19 protein-coding genes and 1 riboswitch are annotated in these 20,027 nt (G+C 37.9%); of the genes, 18 read left to right on the forward strand and 1 reads right to left on the reverse strand.

Translation table 11 applies throughout. From position 1 onward, the window contains the following. Positions 1-76: 76 nt before the first annotated feature. Positions 77-193, reverse strand: a riboswitch (SAM riboswitch). Positions 194-621: 428 nt separating this feature from the next. Next, positions 622-981 carry a helix-turn-helix domain-containing protein gene (locus tag BR30_RS0128195; RefSeq protein ID WP_026567959.1) on the reverse strand — a complete coding sequence of 120 codons (360 nt, stop codon included), beginning with the start codon at positions 979-981 and terminating at the stop codon, positions 622-624. A gap of 304 nt (positions 982-1,285) precedes the next feature. Between BR30_RS0128195 and BR30_RS0128200 the strand changes: the two genes are divergently transcribed. From BR30_RS0128200 to BR30_RS0128290, 18 genes are all read left to right on the forward strand, one after another. Further along, positions 1,286-1,609 (forward strand): helix-turn-helix domain-containing protein, encoded by a 324-nt coding sequence (locus BR30_RS0128200; RefSeq protein ID WP_035446286.1) that lies wholly within the window; start codon positions 1,286-1,288, stop codon positions 1,607-1,609. Between the two features lie 246 nt (positions 1,610-1,855). Beyond that, positions 1,856-2,593 (forward strand): YveK family protein, encoded by a 738-nt coding sequence (locus BR30_RS0128205; RefSeq protein WP_026567961.1) that lies wholly within the window; start codon positions 1,856-1,858, stop codon positions 2,591-2,593. Then, complete coding sequence (locus BR30_RS0128210; RefSeq protein ID WP_035446288.1) at positions 2,586-3,251, forward strand: CpsD/CapB family tyrosine-protein kinase; 666 nt, start codon at positions 2,586-2,588, stop codon at positions 3,249-3,251. The genes BR30_RS0128205 and BR30_RS0128210 overlap by 8 nt, the downstream gene beginning before the upstream one ends. Before the next feature lie 349 nt (positions 3,252-3,600). Then, on the forward strand, positions 3,601-4,482 hold the full coding sequence (gene galU / locus BR30_RS0128220; protein ID WP_026567963.1) for a UTP--glucose-1-phosphate uridylyltransferase GalU: 882 nt from the start codon (positions 3,601-3,603) through the stop codon (positions 4,480-4,482). 48 nt (positions 4,483-4,530) lie between these two features. Further along, positions 4,531-5,187, forward strand: a complete 657-nt coding sequence (locus BR30_RS0128225) for a sugar transferase (RefSeq protein WP_081825619.1) — start codon at positions 4,531-4,533, stop codon at positions 5,185-5,187. Then, entirely contained in the window at positions 5,187-6,128 is a 942-nt protein-coding gene (fcl, locus tag BR30_RS0128230) for a GDP-L-fucose synthase (RefSeq protein ID WP_026567965.1), read from the forward strand. The genes BR30_RS0128225 and fcl overlap by 1 nt, the downstream gene beginning before the upstream one ends. A gap of 19 nt (positions 6,129-6,147) precedes the next feature. Further along, positions 6,148-7,266: a GDP-mannose 4,6-dehydratase gene (gmd, locus tag BR30_RS34765; RefSeq protein ID WP_035446291.1), complete on the forward strand. Its 1,119-nt coding sequence runs from the start codon at positions 6,148-6,150 to the stop codon at positions 7,264-7,266. 27 nt (positions 7,267-7,293) lie between these two features. After that, positions 7,294-8,532: a glycosyltransferase family 4 protein gene (locus BR30_RS0128240; protein ID WP_026567966.1), complete on the forward strand. Its 1,239-nt coding sequence runs from the start codon at positions 7,294-7,296 to the stop codon at positions 8,530-8,532. A 101-nt stretch (positions 8,533-8,633) separates the two neighbouring features. Then, the gene (locus BR30_RS34770) at positions 8,634-9,203 is read left to right on the forward strand and encodes an acyltransferase (protein WP_231507835.1); all 570 of its coding nucleotides are present in this window, start codon (positions 8,634-8,636) and stop codon (positions 9,201-9,203) included. Between the two features lie 29 nt (positions 9,204-9,232). Further along, positions 9,233-10,303, forward strand: coding sequence for a glycosyltransferase family 4 protein (locus tag BR30_RS0128250; RefSeq protein ID WP_026567967.1), 1,071 nt, complete (start codon positions 9,233-9,235; stop codon positions 10,301-10,303). Between the two features lie 37 nt (positions 10,304-10,340). After that, the gene (locus tag BR30_RS0128255) at positions 10,341-11,516 is read left to right on the forward strand and encodes a glycosyltransferase (RefSeq protein WP_026567968.1); all 1,176 of its coding nucleotides are present in this window, start codon (positions 10,341-10,343) and stop codon (positions 11,514-11,516) included. A 129-nt stretch (positions 11,517-11,645) separates the two neighbouring features. Continuing rightward, a complete protein-coding gene (locus BR30_RS0128260) occupies positions 11,646-12,833 on the forward strand; it encodes an O-antigen ligase family protein (RefSeq protein ID WP_026567969.1) in 1,188 nt (395 codons plus the stop codon). 3 nt (positions 12,834-12,836) lie between these two features. Further along, on the forward strand, positions 12,837-13,934 hold the full coding sequence (locus tag BR30_RS0128265; RefSeq protein WP_026567970.1) for a glycosyltransferase family 4 protein: 1,098 nt from the start codon (positions 12,837-12,839) through the stop codon (positions 13,932-13,934). Positions 13,935-13,939: 5 nt separating this feature from the next. Beyond that, a complete protein-coding gene (locus BR30_RS0128270; RefSeq protein WP_231507845.1) occupies positions 13,940-15,127 on the forward strand; it encodes a glycosyltransferase family 4 protein in 1,188 nt (395 codons plus the stop codon). A 57-nt stretch (positions 15,128-15,184) separates the two neighbouring features. Continuing rightward, positions 15,185-16,687: a lipopolysaccharide biosynthesis protein gene (locus tag BR30_RS0128275; RefSeq protein ID WP_026567972.1), complete on the forward strand. Its 1,503-nt coding sequence runs from the start codon at positions 15,185-15,187 to the stop codon at positions 16,685-16,687. Further along, positions 16,671-17,594: an ATP-grasp fold amidoligase family protein gene (locus BR30_RS0128280; protein WP_026567973.1), complete on the forward strand. Its 924-nt coding sequence runs from the start codon at positions 16,671-16,673 to the stop codon at positions 17,592-17,594. Before BR30_RS0128275 ends, BR30_RS0128280 begins: the two co-directional genes overlap by 17 nt. A gap of 8 nt (positions 17,595-17,602) precedes the next feature. Further along, on the forward strand, positions 17,603-18,685 hold the full coding sequence (locus BR30_RS0128285) for an NAD-dependent epimerase/dehydratase family protein (RefSeq protein WP_231507836.1): 1,083 nt from the start codon (positions 17,603-17,605) through the stop codon (positions 18,683-18,685). Then, positions 18,682-20,001 (forward strand): UDP-glucose dehydrogenase family protein, encoded by a 1,320-nt coding sequence (locus tag BR30_RS0128290; protein WP_026567975.1) that lies wholly within the window; start codon positions 18,682-18,684, stop codon positions 19,999-20,001. Before BR30_RS0128285 ends, BR30_RS0128290 begins: the two co-directional genes overlap by 4 nt. Positions 20,002-20,027: the final 26 nt, after the last annotated feature.

Raw genomic sequence — 20,027 nt, forward strand, 5'->3', positions numbered from 1 at the left:
CTCCTTGTTTTATATGAAATAAAAAAAAGTCTTCTATAAGAAGAAGACTTTTGTAAGTACGACCAAAGTGTCATTCTTCTTATCTTGCAAATTAGCAGCTAATTTGCAGGACTTAGCACCTTTTCAATGAAAAAAGCCATTGATGGTTGCTGAGGTGTCTCCGGGCCATTCCCTCAACCTCTCTTGATAAGAAAATTAATATTTAGATTATTTATAAAATTTACTACAAACTTCGTGGTATGTCAATTTGTTTTTAATTTAGTCTCTGCACTAAAATCTGTGGTCAACACTTAATTCCAGAAATAAGTTAGCTATACGTTTAAAATTCTATTAAAATATTATCTTATTTAAGTACGTTCTATCAAGTATGAGAAATAGGAGCTGTAGAAGCAGGAGCTCCAGCTTCGTTGGGATACTGCACTGACGGTATTGAAATTCTAACCCATAACCCTGATTGGGGTGGAGACAGTGTTAAGTGAGCAGTAAACTGGGGTGGTCGACTCCTAAATAGTAACAGGGGTCTAAGGTTACTTCAGAATTCAGAATGGTTGGTTATCATTCGTAGAGTGTAAAGACACAAATGTATATTAGAATCTTGTTTCATAATAGTTGATGTAATGACTATTCACCAAACTCCTTTTTATGATTTTTCCAATTTATAAAAAGTATATAATCTCGATAACTCTTGAAATCCTCTTTACTCATTCCTTCATCAATAGCCTTTTGAATTAATGTCCTCCATTCTTCATCCAGTAGTTGTTCAATAAAAGGTTGCGATTCTTTATCATCAGTACCTAATAAAAATGGAACCGTGGTATCCAATGATGTAGCAATTTTTGATAAAAACTGGAGTGAAGGGTTATTTTGTAGATTGCGTTCAATATAACTTAAGTATGATTTTGATACACCTGCATGTACTGCTAATTCTGTTATAGAATACCCCTTTCGTACTCTTAATTTTTTAATACGATCTCCAACCATTTTTATCTCCTTTAAAGTAATAATTTACAATATATCGTTTTATTAAAATAAATCTGTTAAAACGAACAAAGCGGTGCAAAAAAGTGTGAACATCTCCTAAATATTATATTTGGAAGTATAATAAGAGATATCACACGTATTCATTATAAAGAACAAAATGACAACTTACAAGCATTAAAATTTTAAAATTTAAAATTTTTAGTATTGTTCAAATAGGAAAATATATGTTATATTTTCTGGAGAGGTTCTTTTTAAAGAACGGAGTGCATTATAATTTATAATAATTGGAGGTGGTATTAACAAGATGAATCGTCAGCATGTAGGAGATCGAATAAAGGATTTACGTATTCAACACGGGATGACTTTAAAGGAATTAGGGGAAGCAATAGATTATAACTATAGTAATCTTTCAAAAGTTGAACGAGGAATTCGTAAGCCGTCAATTGAATTATTAGAAATTCTTTCAAGCTATTTTAATATTGAAATATCATACTTTTTCGAAAAGAATGAAAGGTTCTTAAAAAAGTTCGAAGAATGGGTTAAATTTTCCGAAGATATACAACAAAAAAATATTACATTAGAAGAATTAAGGGAATTGGTTAAAATACTCCCTAAATTAAAAAAATGATTTTACGGGCATTATTATTTTATACATTTGTAAAATGGAAATAAGAAGGATATTTTTAACTTGACACGTTCTTTATAAGGAACATAAAATGAGTTTATTGAGAAAAAAATGATAATTCCATCCAATTTATTTTATAAAGGGTATTGTGTGGTATTGATGTACTTGATTAAGAACATATAATGTAGGATTGATCAATACAAGAACTAAAAATATGCAAAAATATTTATTTTTATTGGGGGAAAAAGCATGGAAGAAAATGATTTTATTACATTGAAAGATATATTTAATGCTATTAAGAGACGTTTATGGATGGTTGTGTTGATCACATTACTCGCTACAATAGCAAGTGGCATTTATAGTTTTTATTTTATCACTCCCGTATATCAATCTTCTACACAGATTCTTGTAAATCAGACACGAGAAAATGGACAAAGAATTGATTATAACCAAATTCAATCCAACCTGCAATTAATACAGACCTATAGTGATATTATCAAGAGTCCAATGATACTCGATATAGTTAGTACAAAATTGGAATTAGATCGACCTGGAAAAGCGTTAATTAATCAGATTGAAATAAGCAGTGGAGAGAAATCACAAGTACTTACTGTAACAGTGCAAGATAAAGATCCTGAGACTGCAGCTAACATTGCAAACGCGATTGCTGAGACATTTAATGAACAAATCCCAACATTAATGAATGTCGACAACGAGAATATTTTATCAAAGGCAGAAGTAAATCCATCACCAACCAATCTGAATCCGAAATTAATTTTAGCCGCTGGTTTTATATTCGGACTACTGACAAGTTTAGGACTTTGCTTTTTGCTGGAGCGCCTGGATGATTCGATTAAAACAGAACGTGATGTGGAACGGATATTTGGTCTCCCGGTATTAGGGGGCGTGTCGGAGATAAAAGGCAAACAAATGAAAAATAATAAACAAGTTAAATTACCAATTAGAGGTGAGGCAATTGATGCTTAAACGAAGTAAAAAGGAAAAACTTCGAAGAGATACAAGCTTGATTTCTTACATCAATACGACTTCAATGGTTTCAGAACAATATCGGACAATTCGAACGAATATTCAATTTTCATCCATTGAAAAGACCTATCGAACATTAATCATTACGTCCCCGGGATTTGGAGAAGGAAAGACAACGACAACGGCAAACTTAGGTGTCGTGATGGCTCAACAAGGAAAAAAGATTCTGATTGTCGATGCCGACCTTCGCAACCCAATGATGCATATTATTTTTAATACTCAAAATACAAAGGGATTAACCAATGTTCTTATACAACAAACTTCTTTACAAGAAGCTATCCGAAAAACGGGGATTGAAAATTTAGATATTTTGCCAAGAGGACCTATTCCTCCAATTCCAGCGGAACTTCTAAGTTCAGATGCAATGAAGGAGCTTATGGAGCAGGCCTTAGAAGAGTATCATGTCATTCTATTTGATTCCCCGCCTGTTAATGCACTTGCCGATGCGCAAATACTATCTAATTTAGGTGATGGTGTTGTCTTAGTTGTAAATAGTGGCAAAACAAAAAAGGAAACGGGCATAAAAGCGCTGGAATCACTAAAATCTGCAAAAGCAAAGCTTTTAGGTGTTGTGTTAAATAATAAAAAGTATGCTTGATAGTTCTTTATTAAGGACACAATTAAGCCGATGACAAAGATGTAATGAAAGAAAATCGATTAAGTTATATGCGTAATTTATTTTTTTTCTCAAGTGTTTCTTTATAAAGAACAAATATAATTGCGAAAATATGGTGATGTCTCCTTACCGTTATCAATGGAGGCACTCGGTTATGCTGTGGGTTGAAAAATACCTTAGCGCAAGTCGTCGAAAGTGTAATGTGAGGGCGGGTTTGATGCCCAATTATTATAAATTTCAAGCTTTTACGTATAAAGTCTCAGAAGTGGACTTTATACGTAAAGGCTTCTAAGTTATTTTCATATTTTTTAATAACCAGGGAGGGATATATTTGAAAAAAGTTAGAAAAGTAATTATACCTGCAGCAGGCCTAGGGACGAGATTTCTCCCTGCAACAAAAGCAATGCCAAAGGAAATGCTCCCCATTATTGATAAACCTACTATTCAGTATATCGTAGAGGAAGCAATCGAATCTGGCATTGAAGATATCATCATCGTGACTGGAAAAGGAAAAAGGGCGATTGAAGATCATTTTGATCATGCATTTGAATTGGAACAAACCTTAATGGAAAAAGGAAAATACGATTTGTTAGAAAAAGTGCAACATTCCTCAAAACTTGTGAATATCCATTATATTCGACAAAAAGAACCGAAAGGATTAGGGCATGCTGTATGGTGCGCACGAAAATTCATTGGTGATGAGCCATTTGCTGTTCTTCTAGGAGATGACATTGTTGTCTCTCAAAAACCTGGATTGAAGCAGTTGATTGAACAATACGAACAAACCGGTTCATCTGTTATTGGAGTACAACCTGTTCCTGACAATCAAACGAGCCGCTATGGAATTATTGATCCCCTTAAACAAGAAGGAAGACGATATAAAGTATACAATTTTGTTGAAAAACCAAAAGAAAATCCACCGTCAAATTTAGCAATCATGGGGAGATATGTATTAACACCTGAGATATTTACATTCTTAGAAAACCCAACGATTGGTGCTGGGGGAGAAATTCAATTAACGGATGCAATTCAACAATTAAATCAATTGCAGGAGGTCTATGCCTATGATTTTGAAGGAACTAGATATGACGTTGGTGAAAAGCTTGGCTTTATCCTAACAACCATTGATTTTGCAATCAAAAATGAAGAGTTGAGAGAAGATGTGTTACAAGCAATAGAAAAATATCTTGAAGTTGAAAAAGTATCCAATTAGTAGGGGGAGAGACCGTTGGCTCTTACTAAAATAAAAGAACAAGAGAACATGATTAGTGATCTTAATCAAAAAAAGTTCATTAATCAAAATTTGGAGTACCTAGTTACGAAACGTGTCCTAGATATTGTTGGAGCTTTGGTTGGAATCCTCTTATTATCACCTTTTATTTTGGCTGTTACCATTCTTATCAAAATTCAGGACCCTAGGGGTCCCCTTTTTTTTAAACAGCAACGAATCGGATTAAATGGACAATTATTTCATATTTATAAATTCAGATCCATGGTAGTAGATGCAGAAAAAAAATTAAAAGAAGATCAAGAATTATATCAAAAATATTTAAATAATAATTTCAAGCTTGATCAACATGAGGATCCAAGAATTACTAGATTTGGCGCTTTCATTCGAAAGACAAGTTTGGACGAACTGCCACAGTTCATTAATGTTCTTAAAGGTAATATGAGTCTAGTTGGGCCAAGACCAGTTGTTCTCGATGAATTAAACGAATATGAAGATAGAAAGTCTGATTTTTTATCTGTAAAACCTGGTATCACTGGTTATTGGCAAGTATGTGGAAGAAGTAATGTCGGTTACCCAGAGCGAGTGGAAATCGAATTATATTATGTTTATCATAAATGCTTACTTTTAGATATAAAGATCATATTTAAAACGGTTATTCAAGTTTTAGCAAGAAAAGGAGCGTACTAATGGAAAAGACTTCAAAAGTTTATGTTGCTGGACATCATGGACTTGTAGGTTCTGCTATTGTAAGAATACTAAATAAAAAAGGATTTGAAAATATTGTAAAGCGGACTAGCAAGGAATTAGATTTAAGAGACAAATTTGCGGTTGATCGATTTTTTGCAGATGAAAAGCCGGAATTTGTTTTTCTTGCTGCTGCTAAAGTTGGTGGGATTGTAGCAAACAATGAATACCCAGCTGATTTTATACGCGATAATCTATTAATCCAAACAAATGTCATCGATGCTGCTTATCGAAATAATGTAGAAAAACTTTTATTCTTGGGTAGCACATGTATCTATCCTAAAATTGCTCCGCAGCCATTAAAAGAAGAGTATTTATTAACTGGTCTACTTGAACCAACAAACGAACCCTATGCGATTGCCAAAATTGCCGGGATCAAAATGTGTGAATCATATAATCGTCAATACGGTACACAATTTATTTCAGTGATGCCAACCAATTTATATGGTGAAAATGACAATTTTGATTTGCATACTTCACACGTATTACCTGCTTTCATTCGAAAATTCCATGAAGCAAAAGAAACAAATGCTGCCTTTGTTGAAGTATGGGGAACAGGCAAACCAAAGCGGGAATTTTTATATGCAGATGATCTTGCTGATGCATGTATCTTTTTAATGAACAGTTATTCCGGTAATGAAATTGTTAATATCGGAGTTGGGGAAGATATTTCAATTAAAGAATTAGCAGAAAAAGTTAAGGAAGTAGTTGGGTATACAGGAGAAATTAAGTTTGATCCATCTAAGCCTGACGGAACACCAAGAAAATTAGTTGATGTAACGAAGATAAACGCATTGGGCTGGAAGGCATCCATTTCATTAGATGAAGGTCTTAAGAAAGCATACCAATGGTTTTTAGAAAACTCACTGACTAAAGTAAACTAACATTTTATCGGAGGACGAAATGGAAAAAGCATTCATTACAGGTGTTACAGGGCAAGATGGTTCCTATTTAGCAGAGTTTTTATTGGAAAAAGGCTATGAAGTACACGGATTAATCCGACGAAGCTCTTCTTATAATCAGGAGCGCTTAGAAGATCTTGTTACAGAAGAGGAAGCAAATGCATTATTAAATAACTCTAATTTTCATCTTCATTATGGGGATGTTACAGATGCATTAAATGTTACTAGACTTATAACTGAGATTAAACCGGATGAATTCTATAATCTAGCAGCACAATCTCATGTTCGTGTTTCTTTTGATATGCCAGGATATACATTAGATGTAGATGCAAAGGGTACATTAAATATTCTTGAAGCGGTGCGAATCGCAGGTTTAACTGAAAAAACAAGGATATACCAAGCTTCCACATCTGAATTATATGGGAAAGTACAAGAGGTACCGCAAAGTGAAACGACCCCGTTTTATCCACGATCACCATATGGTGTGGCAAAAATATATGGGTATTGGGTCACAAAGAACTATCGGGAATCTTACAATATGTTTGCCGTAAATGGAATCTTATTCAATCATGAATCAGAACGCAGAGGTGAAACATTTGTAACCCGGAAGATTTCACTTGCTGCTGCGCGAATTGCTCAAGGGAAACAAGAGAAGCTAAAGTTAGGAAACTTAAATTCCTTACGTGATTGGGGTTATGCAAAGGATTATGTTGAATGTATGTGGTTAATTCTACAGCACGAGATACCGGAGGATTTTGTCATTGCAACTGGTGAAATGCACTCTGTAAGAGAATTTGTAGAACTAGCATTCCATCATGTAGGAATTGAGATTGAATGGATAGGAAAGGGCATAGAAGAAAAAGGAATCAATAAGAATACCGGTGAGGTCATTGTAGAAGTGGATCCTCACTATTTCCGCCCTGCAGAGGTTGATCAATTATTAGGAGACCCAACAAAATCCAAAACCTTGTTAGGCTGGAATCCAACCAAAACGTCATTTAATGATTTAGTTCGTATTATGGTAAAAGCAGATATGGAAAAGGTTGCAAAAGAAGATCGTGCTAAGCGGATGTTTGATGGAGGTTTGATGAAGGAACCGATCTCTTTCATCAAGAATTAAGGATAACCCCTTGTTAGGAAGGTAGCTATGTCTAAAAAAAGGATAGTATTTGTCATTAACTACTTTTATCCAGACGTTGCATCGATTGCTCAACTAATGACGGATCTCGTTAGTGATTTGCAAGATGAGTTCGACATAACTGTAGTTGCCGCTCAACCAGGATATGCCGCTGAACAGAGTAAGGATAAAAAAATGATAGGAACCGGTAAATATGGAAATGTGAAGGTCAGAAGGCTGAAATTACCGATCGTCAATAAATTATCGAAGGTTAGTAGAATACGATATATTCTATCCTACTTTCTCTTGGCACTCATGGCCACCCTATTTGAAAGAAAGGTAGATATTATTTATTCGATTTCACAGCCACCGATTTTAGGCGGTTTAATCGGAACGATTGGGAAGTTTTTTAAAAGATGTAAACACATTTATAATGTACAGGATTTTAATCCAGAACAAGCAGCGGCCATCCATTATTCAGGCAGTAAGCTGGTTTATCAGTTTGCCAGGTACGTAGACATGCTCAATTGCAAATTTGCAGATGAGGTGATTGTCGTTGGAAATGATATGCAGGAAACACTAGTCGAGCGGTTTAAAAATAAACCTGTCCCCAAAAGCTCGGTGATTAATAACTGGACGAATGAAAAGGACATCGTCCCATTAGCTGAGGATACAGCTGAGGTAAAAAGGTTTCGGGAAGATCATCAGCTGATGGGAAAATTTGTTGTCATGTATTCTGGCAATCTAGGACTTTTTTATGATTTAGAAAATATCATTGCTGTTGCGAAAAAAATGAATGATAACCCTGATATTGTCTTTGTCTATATAGGCGAAGGGGCGATAAAAAGGAAAATGGAAATGTATGTTCATGATCATCAATTAAACAATGTACTTTTCCTGCCATATCAACCAAAGGAATTTTTAAAATATTCCTTGAATGCGGCAGATGTTCATTTGGTCGTCAATCAAAAGGGGATTAAAGGGGTTTCGGTCCCAAGTAAAATTTACGGGGTCATGGCAGCAGGGAAACCGATAATGGGTGTACTGGAACAAGGCAGTGAAGGTCAGCAGCTAATATCGAATAGTCGTTGTGGGTTGGTGGTAGAACCCCAGGATTACAAGGGGATTTATGACGGGATCATGAGGTTTTATCAACTGGAAAAAGGAAAGCGCGAGGAAATGGGAGTCAACGGAAGAGTCTATTTAGAGAATCATTTAACAAAGGAAGTCTCCATTCATAAATATCGAAAAATATTGAGAGATTTATAAAAACGATATCTGTTGGGTGGATATCGTTTTTAATTGGAGGCGAAAAAAGGGTCTTGTTGAAATGGGGGGAGCAGATGAATAGCAACTGGTTTAAGTTATTGATGAAAGTAACAAAAGTGAAATACGGAAAGAACCTGCTGTTAAAGGGGGTACCCGTTATTTTCAATCAAACTGGGGCCAAACTCACGATCGGTGATCATGTGACGATTAATTCTTCGTTCCTATCGAATCTGGTGGGATTGTATCAGCGGACGATCATTATCACTCGAACACCAGATGCCGAAATCCATATCGGAAATCATGTTGGTATTTCTGGTGCAACGATTTATGCCAGAAATTCTATCACCATTGGCGAGTACACGCATATTGGCGGGAACACGAAGATTCTCGATAATGATTTTCACCCTCTTGAGATTGAAGCAAGAAATCAAGATATCAAAGAAAAAATCAGCTCAAGACCAGTAGTGATCGGCAAGAACTGCTTTATTGGCTGTAATAGCTTGATCTTAAAGGGAACGGTCCTTGGGGATGGCTGTGTCGTAGGGGCAGGAGCCATTGTCAGCGGTAGATTCGAGGATAACTGTGTTATTGCAGGCAATCCAGCTAGAGTTATTAAAAGATTAGATTTCGGAGAAAAAGCAGGTTCCGCTTATCAGATTTCGAATTTTTAAAAAAAGTATACGATTTTGGGGAGGATTATATGAAAGCAGTCCTGTTAGCTCCGCTGCCGCCACCCTCGGGTGGAATTGCATCATGGGCAAAACGAATGCAAACCGTCCAGTTGAAGAATGATTGGAAGGTGATCATTGTGGATGAAAAGGTAATAGGCGGCCGTGACATTTTTGGAGCGAATACGCGCAAACATCTTTCGACAGAAATCGAACGCTGCTTGAAAATCTGGCGGGATTTATGGAGGACCTTGGATGACAGGGAAGTGAAGGTGGTCCATTCCAATATTCCGGCAGGCTGGACGGGAATGCTTCGTGAAATCGTTTGTGCCCTTATTAGTAAAGGAAGAGGAAGAAAATTTATCATTCACTACCGCTGTACCATTCCCAATATGGTCAAAGGGAAGAAAAATAAGCTTGTTTTTAAAATCTTAACCGATATAAGTGATGCCAGCATTGTTCTGAACACTCCATCTGAAACATTTGTGCGGAAATATAGCAAGAAGCCGGCCTATTTGATTCCAAATTTTGTTTCTCTAACCGAGATGAATTCGGCCCTTTCTGATGCGAAACCGGTGGGCCGCAAGCTAACCGCCGTCTATGTGGGTGGAGTGACGGAGGAAAAAGGATGTCTCGAGCTGATCGAAGCGGCAAAAAAATTGCGAAAAATTGAATTTAGATTGGTTGGTTCCGTAGCACCTGAGATCCATCAGGCTGAAATTCCTGAAAATGTGACTCTTTGCGGCGAGGTGGATCGGCAGGGTGTCCAAAAGGAACTCGCGCAGGCTGATCTGTTTTTATTTATGAGTAAATATTATGGCGAAGGATTTTCGAATGCTTTGGCAGAAGCGATGGTCGCAGGTCTTCCTTGTGTTGTCTCTGATTGGGCAGCTAATAAAGACATGATTGAAACGAACGGCGGGTTTGTGGTACCGGTGAACGATATCAACAAGCTCTGCAACGCGATTCAAGTATTAGCTGGTTCGGAGGAATTACGACAGAAAATGGGCAGATGGAATATTGAAAAAGTAAAAACCTATTACCTGCAGGAACGTGTGACTTCGCTTTATGTCGATTTATATGAAGAGGTCGTAAAGGTGTAAGGAGAAGCACCAGAATGAAAGAAGAAGGAGCAGGTTCATGAAAGTAGGGTTAATGATTCCATCTTTGTTCCATGGCGGAGCGGAACGCGCGATATGCCGCTTATCCGATATATTTGCAGCGGCGGGTTATGAGGTCTACCTGATTGTGTTTGATGCATCAAAGAAATATTATTCCTTTTCAGGACAATTAGTAGATTTACAGTTACCAGATGGCGGAACACCGATAGATAAAATGAGAGTTTTATGGAGAAGAGTAAAGGCTGTTAAAAATATTAAAGACCAGTATAACCTAGAGGTTGTGATTAGTTTTATGGCTGCCGCAACCTTTGTCAATACCCTTGCAAAATCAAGTGCAAGGTGCATTGTTTCCCAACGAAATTTTATGAGTAAAGAAACAGGAAATAAACTGAAAAAAAAGCTATTGCAATACTGTTTTAAGAATGCAGATGCCGTCGTAGCTGTCGCGGAGCTTTGCCGGTTAGATCTGATCGAAAACTTCAACGTTCCCGTTCATAAGGTTCATACCATTTATAATGCGTATGACCAACTACAAATTTCAAAAAAGATGGAAGAAAAGATAGAAGAGAATCATCAAACCTTTTTTGATCGTCCTCGGTTTAATTTGGTTTCGGTTGCCAGACCGGAGTACCAAAAAGGCTTTTGGAATTTAGTCAAAGTCTTATACCTGGTGAGAGAAAAAGGTGTGGATTGCGGCTTGACAATCGTCGGTGAGGGCAGTCAACTCTCAAAGCTGGAAAAACTGAGCCACGCATTAGGGTTAAAAGAACATGTCAAGTTAGTCGGATATCAATCCAATCCTTATGCTTATATCGGAAGATCCGACCTCTATGTGATGACTTCCTTGTTTGAAGGGTTTCCCAATGCGTTAACAGAGGCCATGTGCTGCGGAAAGCCGATTATTAGCACGGATTGCCCAAGTGGTCCAAGGGAGATTTTGCAGGGGAAAGAACAGCTCACAAAAAAAGCCGATCGGGCAGAGCTTTGTGAATATGGAATATTGGTTCCGGTTTTTTCTGAGAGGGAGAATTGGGAAGAAAACCAGTTTGATAGGGAACAGGAAATCATGGCCGAAACCATTTGTGAGGTATTAGGCAATGAGCTATTAAGAAAAAAGCTGGGAGTTAAAGCTCAAGAAAGAGCTGCCTCGTTTTCCTATCATTCCTGCCTAAAAGCGTATGAACAATTATTTTAGGTTTCCTAAAAAATAGCAAATGGAAATGAGAGAGAGGACATGCAAATATCGGTCAGAGGATTAAAGAAAGTAACCATACAAGATTGTCTGTTTTTTTTGAGTATTATTTTTTATCTAGGATATTTAGTGATGAGTTATCAGCATGCCCAATGGGAACCAATCCCTTCTGAAAATGTCTATACACAAGCGATCGCCGTTACACCCCTTTCACGCATGCTGAAGATTGCAGGACTTTTAATGTTATTTTTGACTTTTTTCTTTTCAGTTTTAAAGCAAGGAATCAAATGTTCCCAAGGAATGTTTTTTTCCTTATTTTGTATGTTTGCGATCAGTACCATCTGGTTAGTCGAAAGCCTGCAGTATTATGGTATTTTGACCATTCTTGTTAACGTCAATACCCCGCCGGTGATTCTGTGGTATGTGATCATCGGATTTTTACTGGGGACGGATGATCGCTGCTGGGAGGTCGTGAAAAAATTAGTACCCTTTATCGGGATAGCCTTTACGCTGCTGAGTTTAGTGACGGCTATTGAGTTTAACAGCCAGTTTACTGGAGCGAGAATGGCGGAATCCTCTTTATTGACGTATTTCATGACCGGGTTATGGGCGACTGCCTTTTGGATTTTCACGGCAGGCAAAGACAAAGAAACGATGAAAAGCAGCTTGGCCAAATTATTCCTTGTGTTTATTTTGGTCATCGTTGCATTGGTCACCAACAGCCGTGGATGGTTATTACAATCCTCGTTTTTATTCTTGTACACGATTCTGTCTAACCAAAAGAAAAATAAAATCGCTATTATTGTCAGCCGCGTGTTAGTCGTGGTGGTGATCCTGATCGGCGTCAATTGGCTGAAGGATTATTTTCTCACCGCTTATACGAATCTTGTGAATCGGCTTTCTGCGGATACGAGAAGTAATCAGCTATCTGACTTTTTTTCACAGGTTACCATTAGCCAAATGCTGTTTGGACAGGGAGTGAGTGCCCGATATTATTGGAATGGCAGAGCCTATGGCTTTATTGACAATCAGCTCTTATTTGTGTGCTTTCGGTATGGGATCGTACCGATGGCCGTCTTCTTAATGATGAACCTAAGAGGGATTGTGATCGGATGGAAGAAAAAGAAAAATGAAAAATATCTGCTGTTGATGTGGCTGGCCGCCTTGTTAGGATTATCTGTCTATTTCAATATCAGTATGGATCTGTCCAATCTTATTGTCATGATGCTGCTTGGGCATCTCCATAAGGAAAATATTTTGAGAAGACGAGAGGTACAGCCAAGAATGATAAAAAGGACTAGTGTCATTGGAGAGGTATAAGAGATGAAAATATTGTTCGTCGTAAATGGTATTAGTGGCGGTGCCAGCAATGTGATCCAATTACTTGCCACGCACTTTCAACGAAAAGGAAATCAGGTCGATTTGCTGCTGTTTGATGGGATGGATGTTTCATCTCGGTATGACCTCTCTGGGGTTAAGATCATCGAGCTGCCGAAATTATTGCCAGAACGTTCCTTCAACTCGTATACACGGGTCGTTCATCGGATTAAGAGTGTGAAGGCTTATTTAAAGAAAGATAAACCAGATATCATTGTTTCGTTTTTAGATAATATCAACACGTTAACTTGTTTTGCTGCTTGGAACTCTGATATTCCCATCATCGTTTCCGAAAGAACCAATACGATTACGAATAAACTTTCGTTTCCTTGGGATGTATTGAGAAAAATTGCTTATCGGAGAGCCAATAAGGTAATTGTTCAATGCTCGATCTTTGCCGATTTTTATAATGGTTATTTTAAAAATAAGACGAACGTGATTCCGAATCCGATTGTGAATCCGAAGGCGAGACATGTCGTGAAAAGCGACCAGCAATTTCATTTGGTTTCAGCCGGGCGATTAGCCTATGGGAAAAATTTTGAATGGTTAATCAACACCTTTGCCAAGATTGTCAAGCGTGTACCGGAAGCGCATCTTACCATTTACGGACGTGGTGAAAAAGAGCGGGATTTAAAACAGATGATTGGGACACTCGGGCTAGAATCTTCTGTCACGTTAGCCGGTTATACCACGAATGTGCATGAGAAAATGGCCCAGGCCGATGTGTATGTAATGCCCTCGCTTCAGGAGGGATTTCCGAATTCCTTGTGTGAAGCGATGGCAGTCGGACTGCCGGTTGTGGCGTTCCAATGTCATGAAGGATTAAACGAGATTGTGACAAATGGTGAAAATGGTTTTTTAGTAGAAATGAATAATCAGGAAGCCTTCATCGAAAAGGTGGTCCAATTATCTCAGGATCGTGACTTACGTGAGCAAATTGGAACAGAAGCCCAAAAACTAGCTGAAAGATATTCCGAACAAAATATTTACGAGCTTTGGGAAGAAAATATTCAGAACGTGATGAGGGTGAGGGAATCAAGTTGAAGAGGGTGTTTATTTGTTCGGAGGTTTCCTTTCCCAGAGGCGGAGCCGCTTCCAATTATATTGAATATCTTGCATTGTCCTTGATTGAGGGCGGCTATCAGCCAGTTGTCATTGGGCAGGGGAAGAATTCCGAAGAAGATTTATCTGGGGATACTTACAAGTATAACGGAATCTATTATTATAATTATCCACCACAAACAAAGGTATCCCGATATAAATTCAAGCGATTTATCGATGCCAATTTTTATAACGGCAAGATGATTGTTGGTTTGCTTAAAAAACTACAACTATCTTCGAGGGATTACATCATTTTTTATACCAGAAACTGCTTTACGATCGAGCCTGTGATCCGTTATGCAAAGCAGCAGGGAACTATGGCTTCCATGGCCGTCACTGAACATCGAGAAGATCATCATTATAAGAATATATGGTTATCCTGGCGGTCGAAGTATTCGTTTAAGTACTCGATTTCCAGAACAAAAAGTGTTATTCCGATCAGCCGTCATTTAGAAAAGTACTTTCAAGAACAAGGGTGCCGTACCCTGCTGCTTCCGTGTATGGCCAATCCGTATGAATACACCTTTGATCCTGAAAAAAGAAGCCATCTAGTAAATTTTATTTATTCTGGGAGAGATTTCGCCAAAGATTCCTTCGATACGATGCTGAAGTCCTTTTTGCTGCTGACGGACGAAGAAAGGAATAAGGTGCGGTTCCATCTAACCGGAGTGAAATATGAAAAACTGGTGGAGTATTTAGGTGAAGAGAAAAAGATCTTAGAAGAATTAGAATCCGTCTTGACGATCCATCCGTGGCTGGAATATCACGAATTGGTTGCATTGGTGAAGAGGATGGATTATCTCTTTATCGCGAGAGAGATTAAACAAACGACGCTTGCTAATTTTCCAAGCAAAGTGCCGGAAATGATGTGCTACGGTGTGATCCCATTAGTCTCTCGTGTGGGAGATTATACCGACCTTTATTTGACCGATGGAAAAGACAGCTTAATCTTTGATGGGTGTACGCCTGCGGACGGAGTGAAAGCGATAAGGCGGGCGATGATGATCTCTAAAGAAAAGCGGATAGAAATGAGAATACAGGCAAGGAAAACGGCCGAAGAAAAATTTTACTATGGTGTTTGGTCAGAAAAAATCGGTGAATTTATCGAAAAATGCAGAGTAGAGGGTGTGGTATGATCGGCCGAAAAAATACACGGAAGTCTGCAGGACGTGAGATAGAAGGTTGAGGTCAATATGGGGGAGAAAACTCTAAAGAATAAAGTGGTTAATGGGTTGTTTTGGACATTTGGGGAGCGAATCCTTACACAGGGAATTTCATTCGCTTTATCGATTATTTTAGCACGCTTGCTGATGCCGAGTGAGTATGGTGTTGTGGCTTTAATTCTGGTGTTTATTAATATCGCAAATGTTTTCGTTTCAACTGGACTAGGAGAATCATTAATTCAAAAAAAGGATACGACTGAGTCAGATTTTTCTACGATGTTTTATTGCAGCTTTGTCCTATCCCTTTTTCTCTATACGATTCTCTTTTTTTCAGCTCCGTATATAGTGGCATTCTATAACCATTCAGAATTAATATGGGTCTTGCGAATCCTTGCTTTGATTTTACCGATTTCTTCCTTTAATACGATCCAGCAAGCATATGTTTCGAAAAAGATGATGTTTAAGAAATTCTTTCTGTCAAACTTTTGCAGCGCAATTCTTTCTGGATGTATCGGGATTATGATGGCCTATAACGGGTTTGGCGTCTGGTCATTAGTCGCTCAATTCTTAACAAGCTCTGTGGTAGGGACCATCGTGCTGTTTTTCACGATACGATGGAGGCCCAAATGGTTATTTTCCATTACGGCTGCTAAGGATTTGATCAGCTTTGGCTGGAAGCTGATCACCGCAAATCTGATTAATACGGTCTATAGCGAGTTAAGAAGCCTTGTTATTGGTAAAAATTACACCATGGCAGATCTAGCTTATTACAATCGCGGGAATCAGTTTCCCAGTCTGATTATCAGCAATATCAATACCACGATTTCAAAGGTGATCTTTCCGGCGATGGCAACGGTAAATGATGACCCTGCCCGCTTAAAGAGCGTAACGAGACGAGCGATGAAATTGACCGCCTATTTAACCTTTCCGCTAATGATTGGTCTTATGAGTGTGGCACATTCTCTTATTCTCGTTTTACTAACTGAAAAGTGGTTATTTGCTGTTCCGTTTTTGCAGATTTGCTGTGTTTATTGGTTATTTCAGCCGATGCAAACCGCCAATTGGCAAGCAATTAAGGCATTAGGCCGGAGTGACCTTTTAATGAATCTAGAAATCGTAAAAAAAGTAATTGGCGTAACGCTTCTATTAATCAGCATGAATATCAGTGTATATGCCATTGCCATGTCCAATGCCATTTTTGCGGGTATTTCAATGTTGATCAACATGATTCCCAATAAAAAGCTGATCGAGTACAGCATGTTGGAGCAATTTCGTGACATTGCCCCGCCGTTATTGTTATCGATTACGATGGGCGGGATGATCTATACCTTGTCTTGGCTGCCGCTTCCAGTTGGTCCAACGTTAGTCTTGCAAATTGTAAGCGGAGGGATCATCTATGTTGGGGCTTCCTATATTTTTAAGCTTGATAGTTTTAAGTATGTGAGTGACATGATCATGAAGAAAGTAAGGAATAAAAATATCTTACAACTTCAAAAAGTAAAGGATGGGAAAGCGAATGCTAAAGCGAATTAACAGAGTAATTAAGAAACCGATGTTACCTATTTTATGGGCATGTCATCTAGGATGGTTGAATTGGCTGCCAGATAAAGTTTATCTTAAAATGTTGTTTCGTATTAGAATGAAAAAGAAGTTAGACTGGAAAAATCCAAAAACGTTTAATGAGAAACTTCAATGGCTTAAAATACATGACCGACATCCTAAATATAATAAAATGGTAGATAAGTATGAGGCGAAGCAATATGTGGCAAGCCAGATCGGATCAGAATATATCATTCCGACTTATGGGGTGTGGGATTCCTTTGAGCAAATTGATTTTGATCAGTTACCCAACCAGTTTGTCCTAAAGTGCACACACGATTGCGGAGGGTTAGTTATTTGCCGCGATAAAAGTACCTTTGATATTGAGAAGGCTCGCGAGAAAATCAATAAATGCCTGAAACGAAACTATTTTTATCATACCCGTGAGTGGGTCTATAAAGATGTAAAACCAAGAATCATCGCCGAGAAGTATATGAAGGATGCTTCATCTGTCGTTTTAAAAGATTATAAGTTTTATTGCTTTAATGGAAAGCCAGAATTCGTACAATTATCCGAAGGGATGGAGAATCAACGTACGGCTTCGATGGCTTTTTTAACGTTGGAATGGGAACGTGAGCCGTTTGTAAGAAATGACTTTTTCCCGATTGAGAAAATTCCAGCTAAGCCGATCCATTTTGAACTGATGAAATCTTTTGCAGAACAGTTATCGCAAGGACATACTTTTTTGCGTGTTGATTTATACGAAATTAATGGGAAGGTTTATTTTTCTGAATTAACGTTTTTCCCTACAAGTGGATTTATTCCCATCAAACCCGAAAAGAATGATGAGTATATTGGCAAGCGGCTTCAACTACAAAATCATCAAGTAGTGAAAGGGTGAACCTAATGATGAATACAAGTTTCAGTGATAAAACGATTCTTATTACGGGGGCAGCGGGTTTTATCGGCTATTACCTAGCTAAACAGATTTTAGAGACCAATGATCACGTGGTGTCGATTATTGGCCTTGATAATATGAATGACTATTACGATGTTAGGCTAAAGGAAACCAGATTGAGCTTGCTGCAGGAACTAGCAGCGGACGAAGCTAAAGGCACCTTCACTTTTATTAAAGGCTGCCTGACAGACAAAGCTCTCATAGATTCTATTTTTGAACAGTACCGGCCGAATATCGTGGTAAACCTTGCTGCACAGGCAGGTGTTCGTTATAGCATTGCGAACCCGGCATCCTATATCGAATCTAACTTAATTGGATTCTTTCATATTCTTGAGGCTTGCCGTCATTCCTATGTGAATGGAGCAAAAGGGGTTGAGCATCTTGTGTATGCATCCTCTTCCTCTGTGTATGGATCCAATAAAAAGGTACCGTATTCTACTGATGACAAGGTAGATAATCCTGTTTCATTGTATGCAGCCACAAAGAAGTCTAATGAATTGCTAGCACATTCGTATTCTAATTTATATGGCATTCCTTCTACAGGCTTACGTTTCTTTACCGTTTACGGTCCAATGGGCAGACCAGATATGGCATACTTCGGATTTACCAACAAACTTGTTAAAGGAGAAAAAATCCAAATTTTTAATTATGGTGATATGATGCGAGATTTCACCTATGTGGATGATATTGTGACCGGCGTTATGAATGTCATGCAAAAAACTCCAGAGGCAAATGAAGATGGTGTGAAGTATAAGGTATACAACATTGGTAACAATCAGCCAGAAAGCCTGTTGAACTTTGTGGAGACCCTTGAGAAGTGCCTGATGAGAGAGGGGATTATAGATAAACCTGCTGAGAAAGAACTTCTGCCTATGCAGCCTGGTGATGTTTACCAGACCTATGCAGATGTAGATGAACTTGTGAAAGACTTTGGTTTCAAACCCAGCACTAGTCTTGAACAAGGTCTTAGTCGATTTGCCCAGTGGTATAAGGAATATTATTTAGTAAACAAAGTGAAGGCGGTACAAATATGAAAATAGCAGTAGCTGGAACTGGGTATGTAGGGTTAGTCACAGGAGTCTGTCTGGCAGAACACGGTCATTTTGTTACGTGTGTAGATATTGATGAAAATAAAGTTGCCTTAATGAAGGCCGGAATATCTCCAATTTATGAACCAGGCCTTGAAGAGTTAATGGGAAAGAATATGGATCGATTGGATTTTACAACACAGTACAAAGAAGCTTATAAATTTGCAGATATCATTTTCATTGGTGTTGGAACTCCAGAAAAGAAGGATGGTTCAGCTAATTTAAGTTATGTTTATGAAGTAGCGGAACAAATTGCCGGCAGTATTGAGAAGGATTGTGTAGTTGTTGTTAAATCAACAGTCCCTATTGGTACAAATGACAAAATTGAAGATTTGATTAAGTCCAATTTAGCAAATGATGTAAATGTTTATGTTGTTTCCAATCCGGAATTTTTGTCACAAGGTACAGCGGTCAAGGATACATTACATGCATCAAGGATTGTTATTGGGGTAGAAGATGAATTTGCGAGAAAGGGATTAAAAGAGATTTATAAGAATTTTGATGCTCCAATGGTGGTTACAAATAGAAAAAGTGCTGAGATGATAAAGTATGCTTCCAATGATTTTCTAGCCCTGAAAATTTCATTTATTAATGAAATTGCAAACCTTTGCGAAATTATTGGAGCTGATATTGAAGATGTTGCACATGGCATGGGGTATGATGCCCGAATCGGAAACCGATTCTTAAATGCAGGTATAGGATATGGAGGGTCTTGTTTCCCTAAAGACACAAAAGCATTGCATTGGTTAGCCAATTTCCACGACTATGAGTTAAAGACAGTAAAAGCCGCGATTGATGTAAATGAAAATCAAAAACTTAAATTGTTCAAAAAATCCCGCAAATATTTTGACAGCTTAAAAGGATTGAATGTAGCTGTTCTAGGGTTAACCTTTAAGCCGGGAACAGATGATTTAAGAGAAGCGCCTTCGCTTGTGAATATTCCCATTATGATGGATGACGGAGCAAATGTGAAAGCGTGGGATCAAGTGGGGGTCAGTAACTTTAAAAAGTTATATCCACACGGAATCACGTACTGCTATTCCATAGATGAAACCATTAAGGATGCAGATGTTTGTTTTATTTGTACCGAATGGGACGAAGTTAAAAACTATAATCTAGAGAACTTTAGTAAGTTGATGAGAAATCCAATCGTAATTGATGGAAGAAACTGCTATGATTTGGTAAGCGTAAAAAATGCAAAAATCATTTATGACTCAATCGGAAGAGAAACGATAAACAGTTTAGAAATGTCACTTTTATAAGTGATTTTTTTATTTTGAATCAAGAT

This window comes from Bacillus sp. UNC41MFS5, assembly GCF_000686805.1.

What these genes read in the sequence shown, in the direction of transcription:
- BR30_RS0128195 (WP_026567959.1), bottom strand. Translation starts at nt 981, where the DNA reads ATGGTTGGAGATCGTATTAAAAAATTAAGAGTACGAAAGGGGTATTCT.
- BR30_RS0128200 (WP_035446286.1), top strand. Translation starts at nt 1,286, where the DNA reads ATGAATCGTCAGCATGTAGGAGATCGAATAAAGGATTTACGTATTCAA.
- BR30_RS0128205 (WP_026567961.1), top strand. Translation starts at nt 1,856, where the DNA reads ATGGAAGAAAATGATTTTATTACATTGAAAGATATATTTAATGCTATT.
- BR30_RS0128210 (WP_035446288.1), top strand. Translation starts at nt 2,586, where the DNA reads ATGCTTAAACGAAGTAAAAAGGAAAAACTTCGAAGAGATACAAGCTTG.
- BR30_RS0128225 (WP_081825619.1), top strand. Translation starts at nt 4,531, where the DNA reads ATGATTAGTGATCTTAATCAAAAAAAGTTCATTAATCAAAATTTGGAG.
- fcl (WP_026567965.1), top strand. Translation starts at nt 5,187, where the DNA reads ATGGAAAAGACTTCAAAAGTTTATGTTGCTGGACATCATGGACTTGTA.
- gmd (WP_035446291.1), top strand. Translation starts at nt 6,148, where the DNA reads ATGGAAAAAGCATTCATTACAGGTGTTACAGGGCAAGATGGTTCCTAT.
- BR30_RS0128240 (WP_026567966.1), top strand. Translation starts at nt 7,294, where the DNA reads ATGTCTAAAAAAAGGATAGTATTTGTCATTAACTACTTTTATCCAGAC.
- BR30_RS34770 (WP_231507835.1), top strand. Translation starts at nt 8,634, where the DNA reads ATGAAAGTAACAAAAGTGAAATACGGAAAGAACCTGCTGTTAAAGGGG.
- BR30_RS0128250 (WP_026567967.1), top strand. Translation starts at nt 9,233, where the DNA reads ATGAAAGCAGTCCTGTTAGCTCCGCTGCCGCCACCCTCGGGTGGAATT.
- BR30_RS0128255 (WP_026567968.1), top strand. Translation starts at nt 10,341, where the DNA reads ATGAAAGTAGGGTTAATGATTCCATCTTTGTTCCATGGCGGAGCGGAA.
- BR30_RS0128260 (WP_026567969.1), top strand. Translation starts at nt 11,646, where the DNA reads ATGAGTTATCAGCATGCCCAATGGGAACCAATCCCTTCTGAAAATGTC.
- BR30_RS0128265 (WP_026567970.1), top strand. Translation starts at nt 12,837, where the DNA reads ATGAAAATATTGTTCGTCGTAAATGGTATTAGTGGCGGTGCCAGCAAT.
- BR30_RS0128275 (WP_026567972.1), top strand. Translation starts at nt 15,185, where the DNA reads ATGGGGGAGAAAACTCTAAAGAATAAAGTGGTTAATGGGTTGTTTTGG.
- BR30_RS0128280 (WP_026567973.1), top strand. Translation starts at nt 16,671, where the DNA reads ATGCTAAAGCGAATTAACAGAGTAATTAAGAAACCGATGTTACCTATT.
- BR30_RS0128285 (WP_231507836.1), top strand. Translation starts at nt 17,603, where the DNA reads ATGAATACAAGTTTCAGTGATAAAACGATTCTTATTACGGGGGCAGCG.
- BR30_RS0128290 (WP_026567975.1), top strand. Translation starts at nt 18,682, where the DNA reads ATGAAAATAGCAGTAGCTGGAACTGGGTATGTAGGGTTAGTCACAGGA.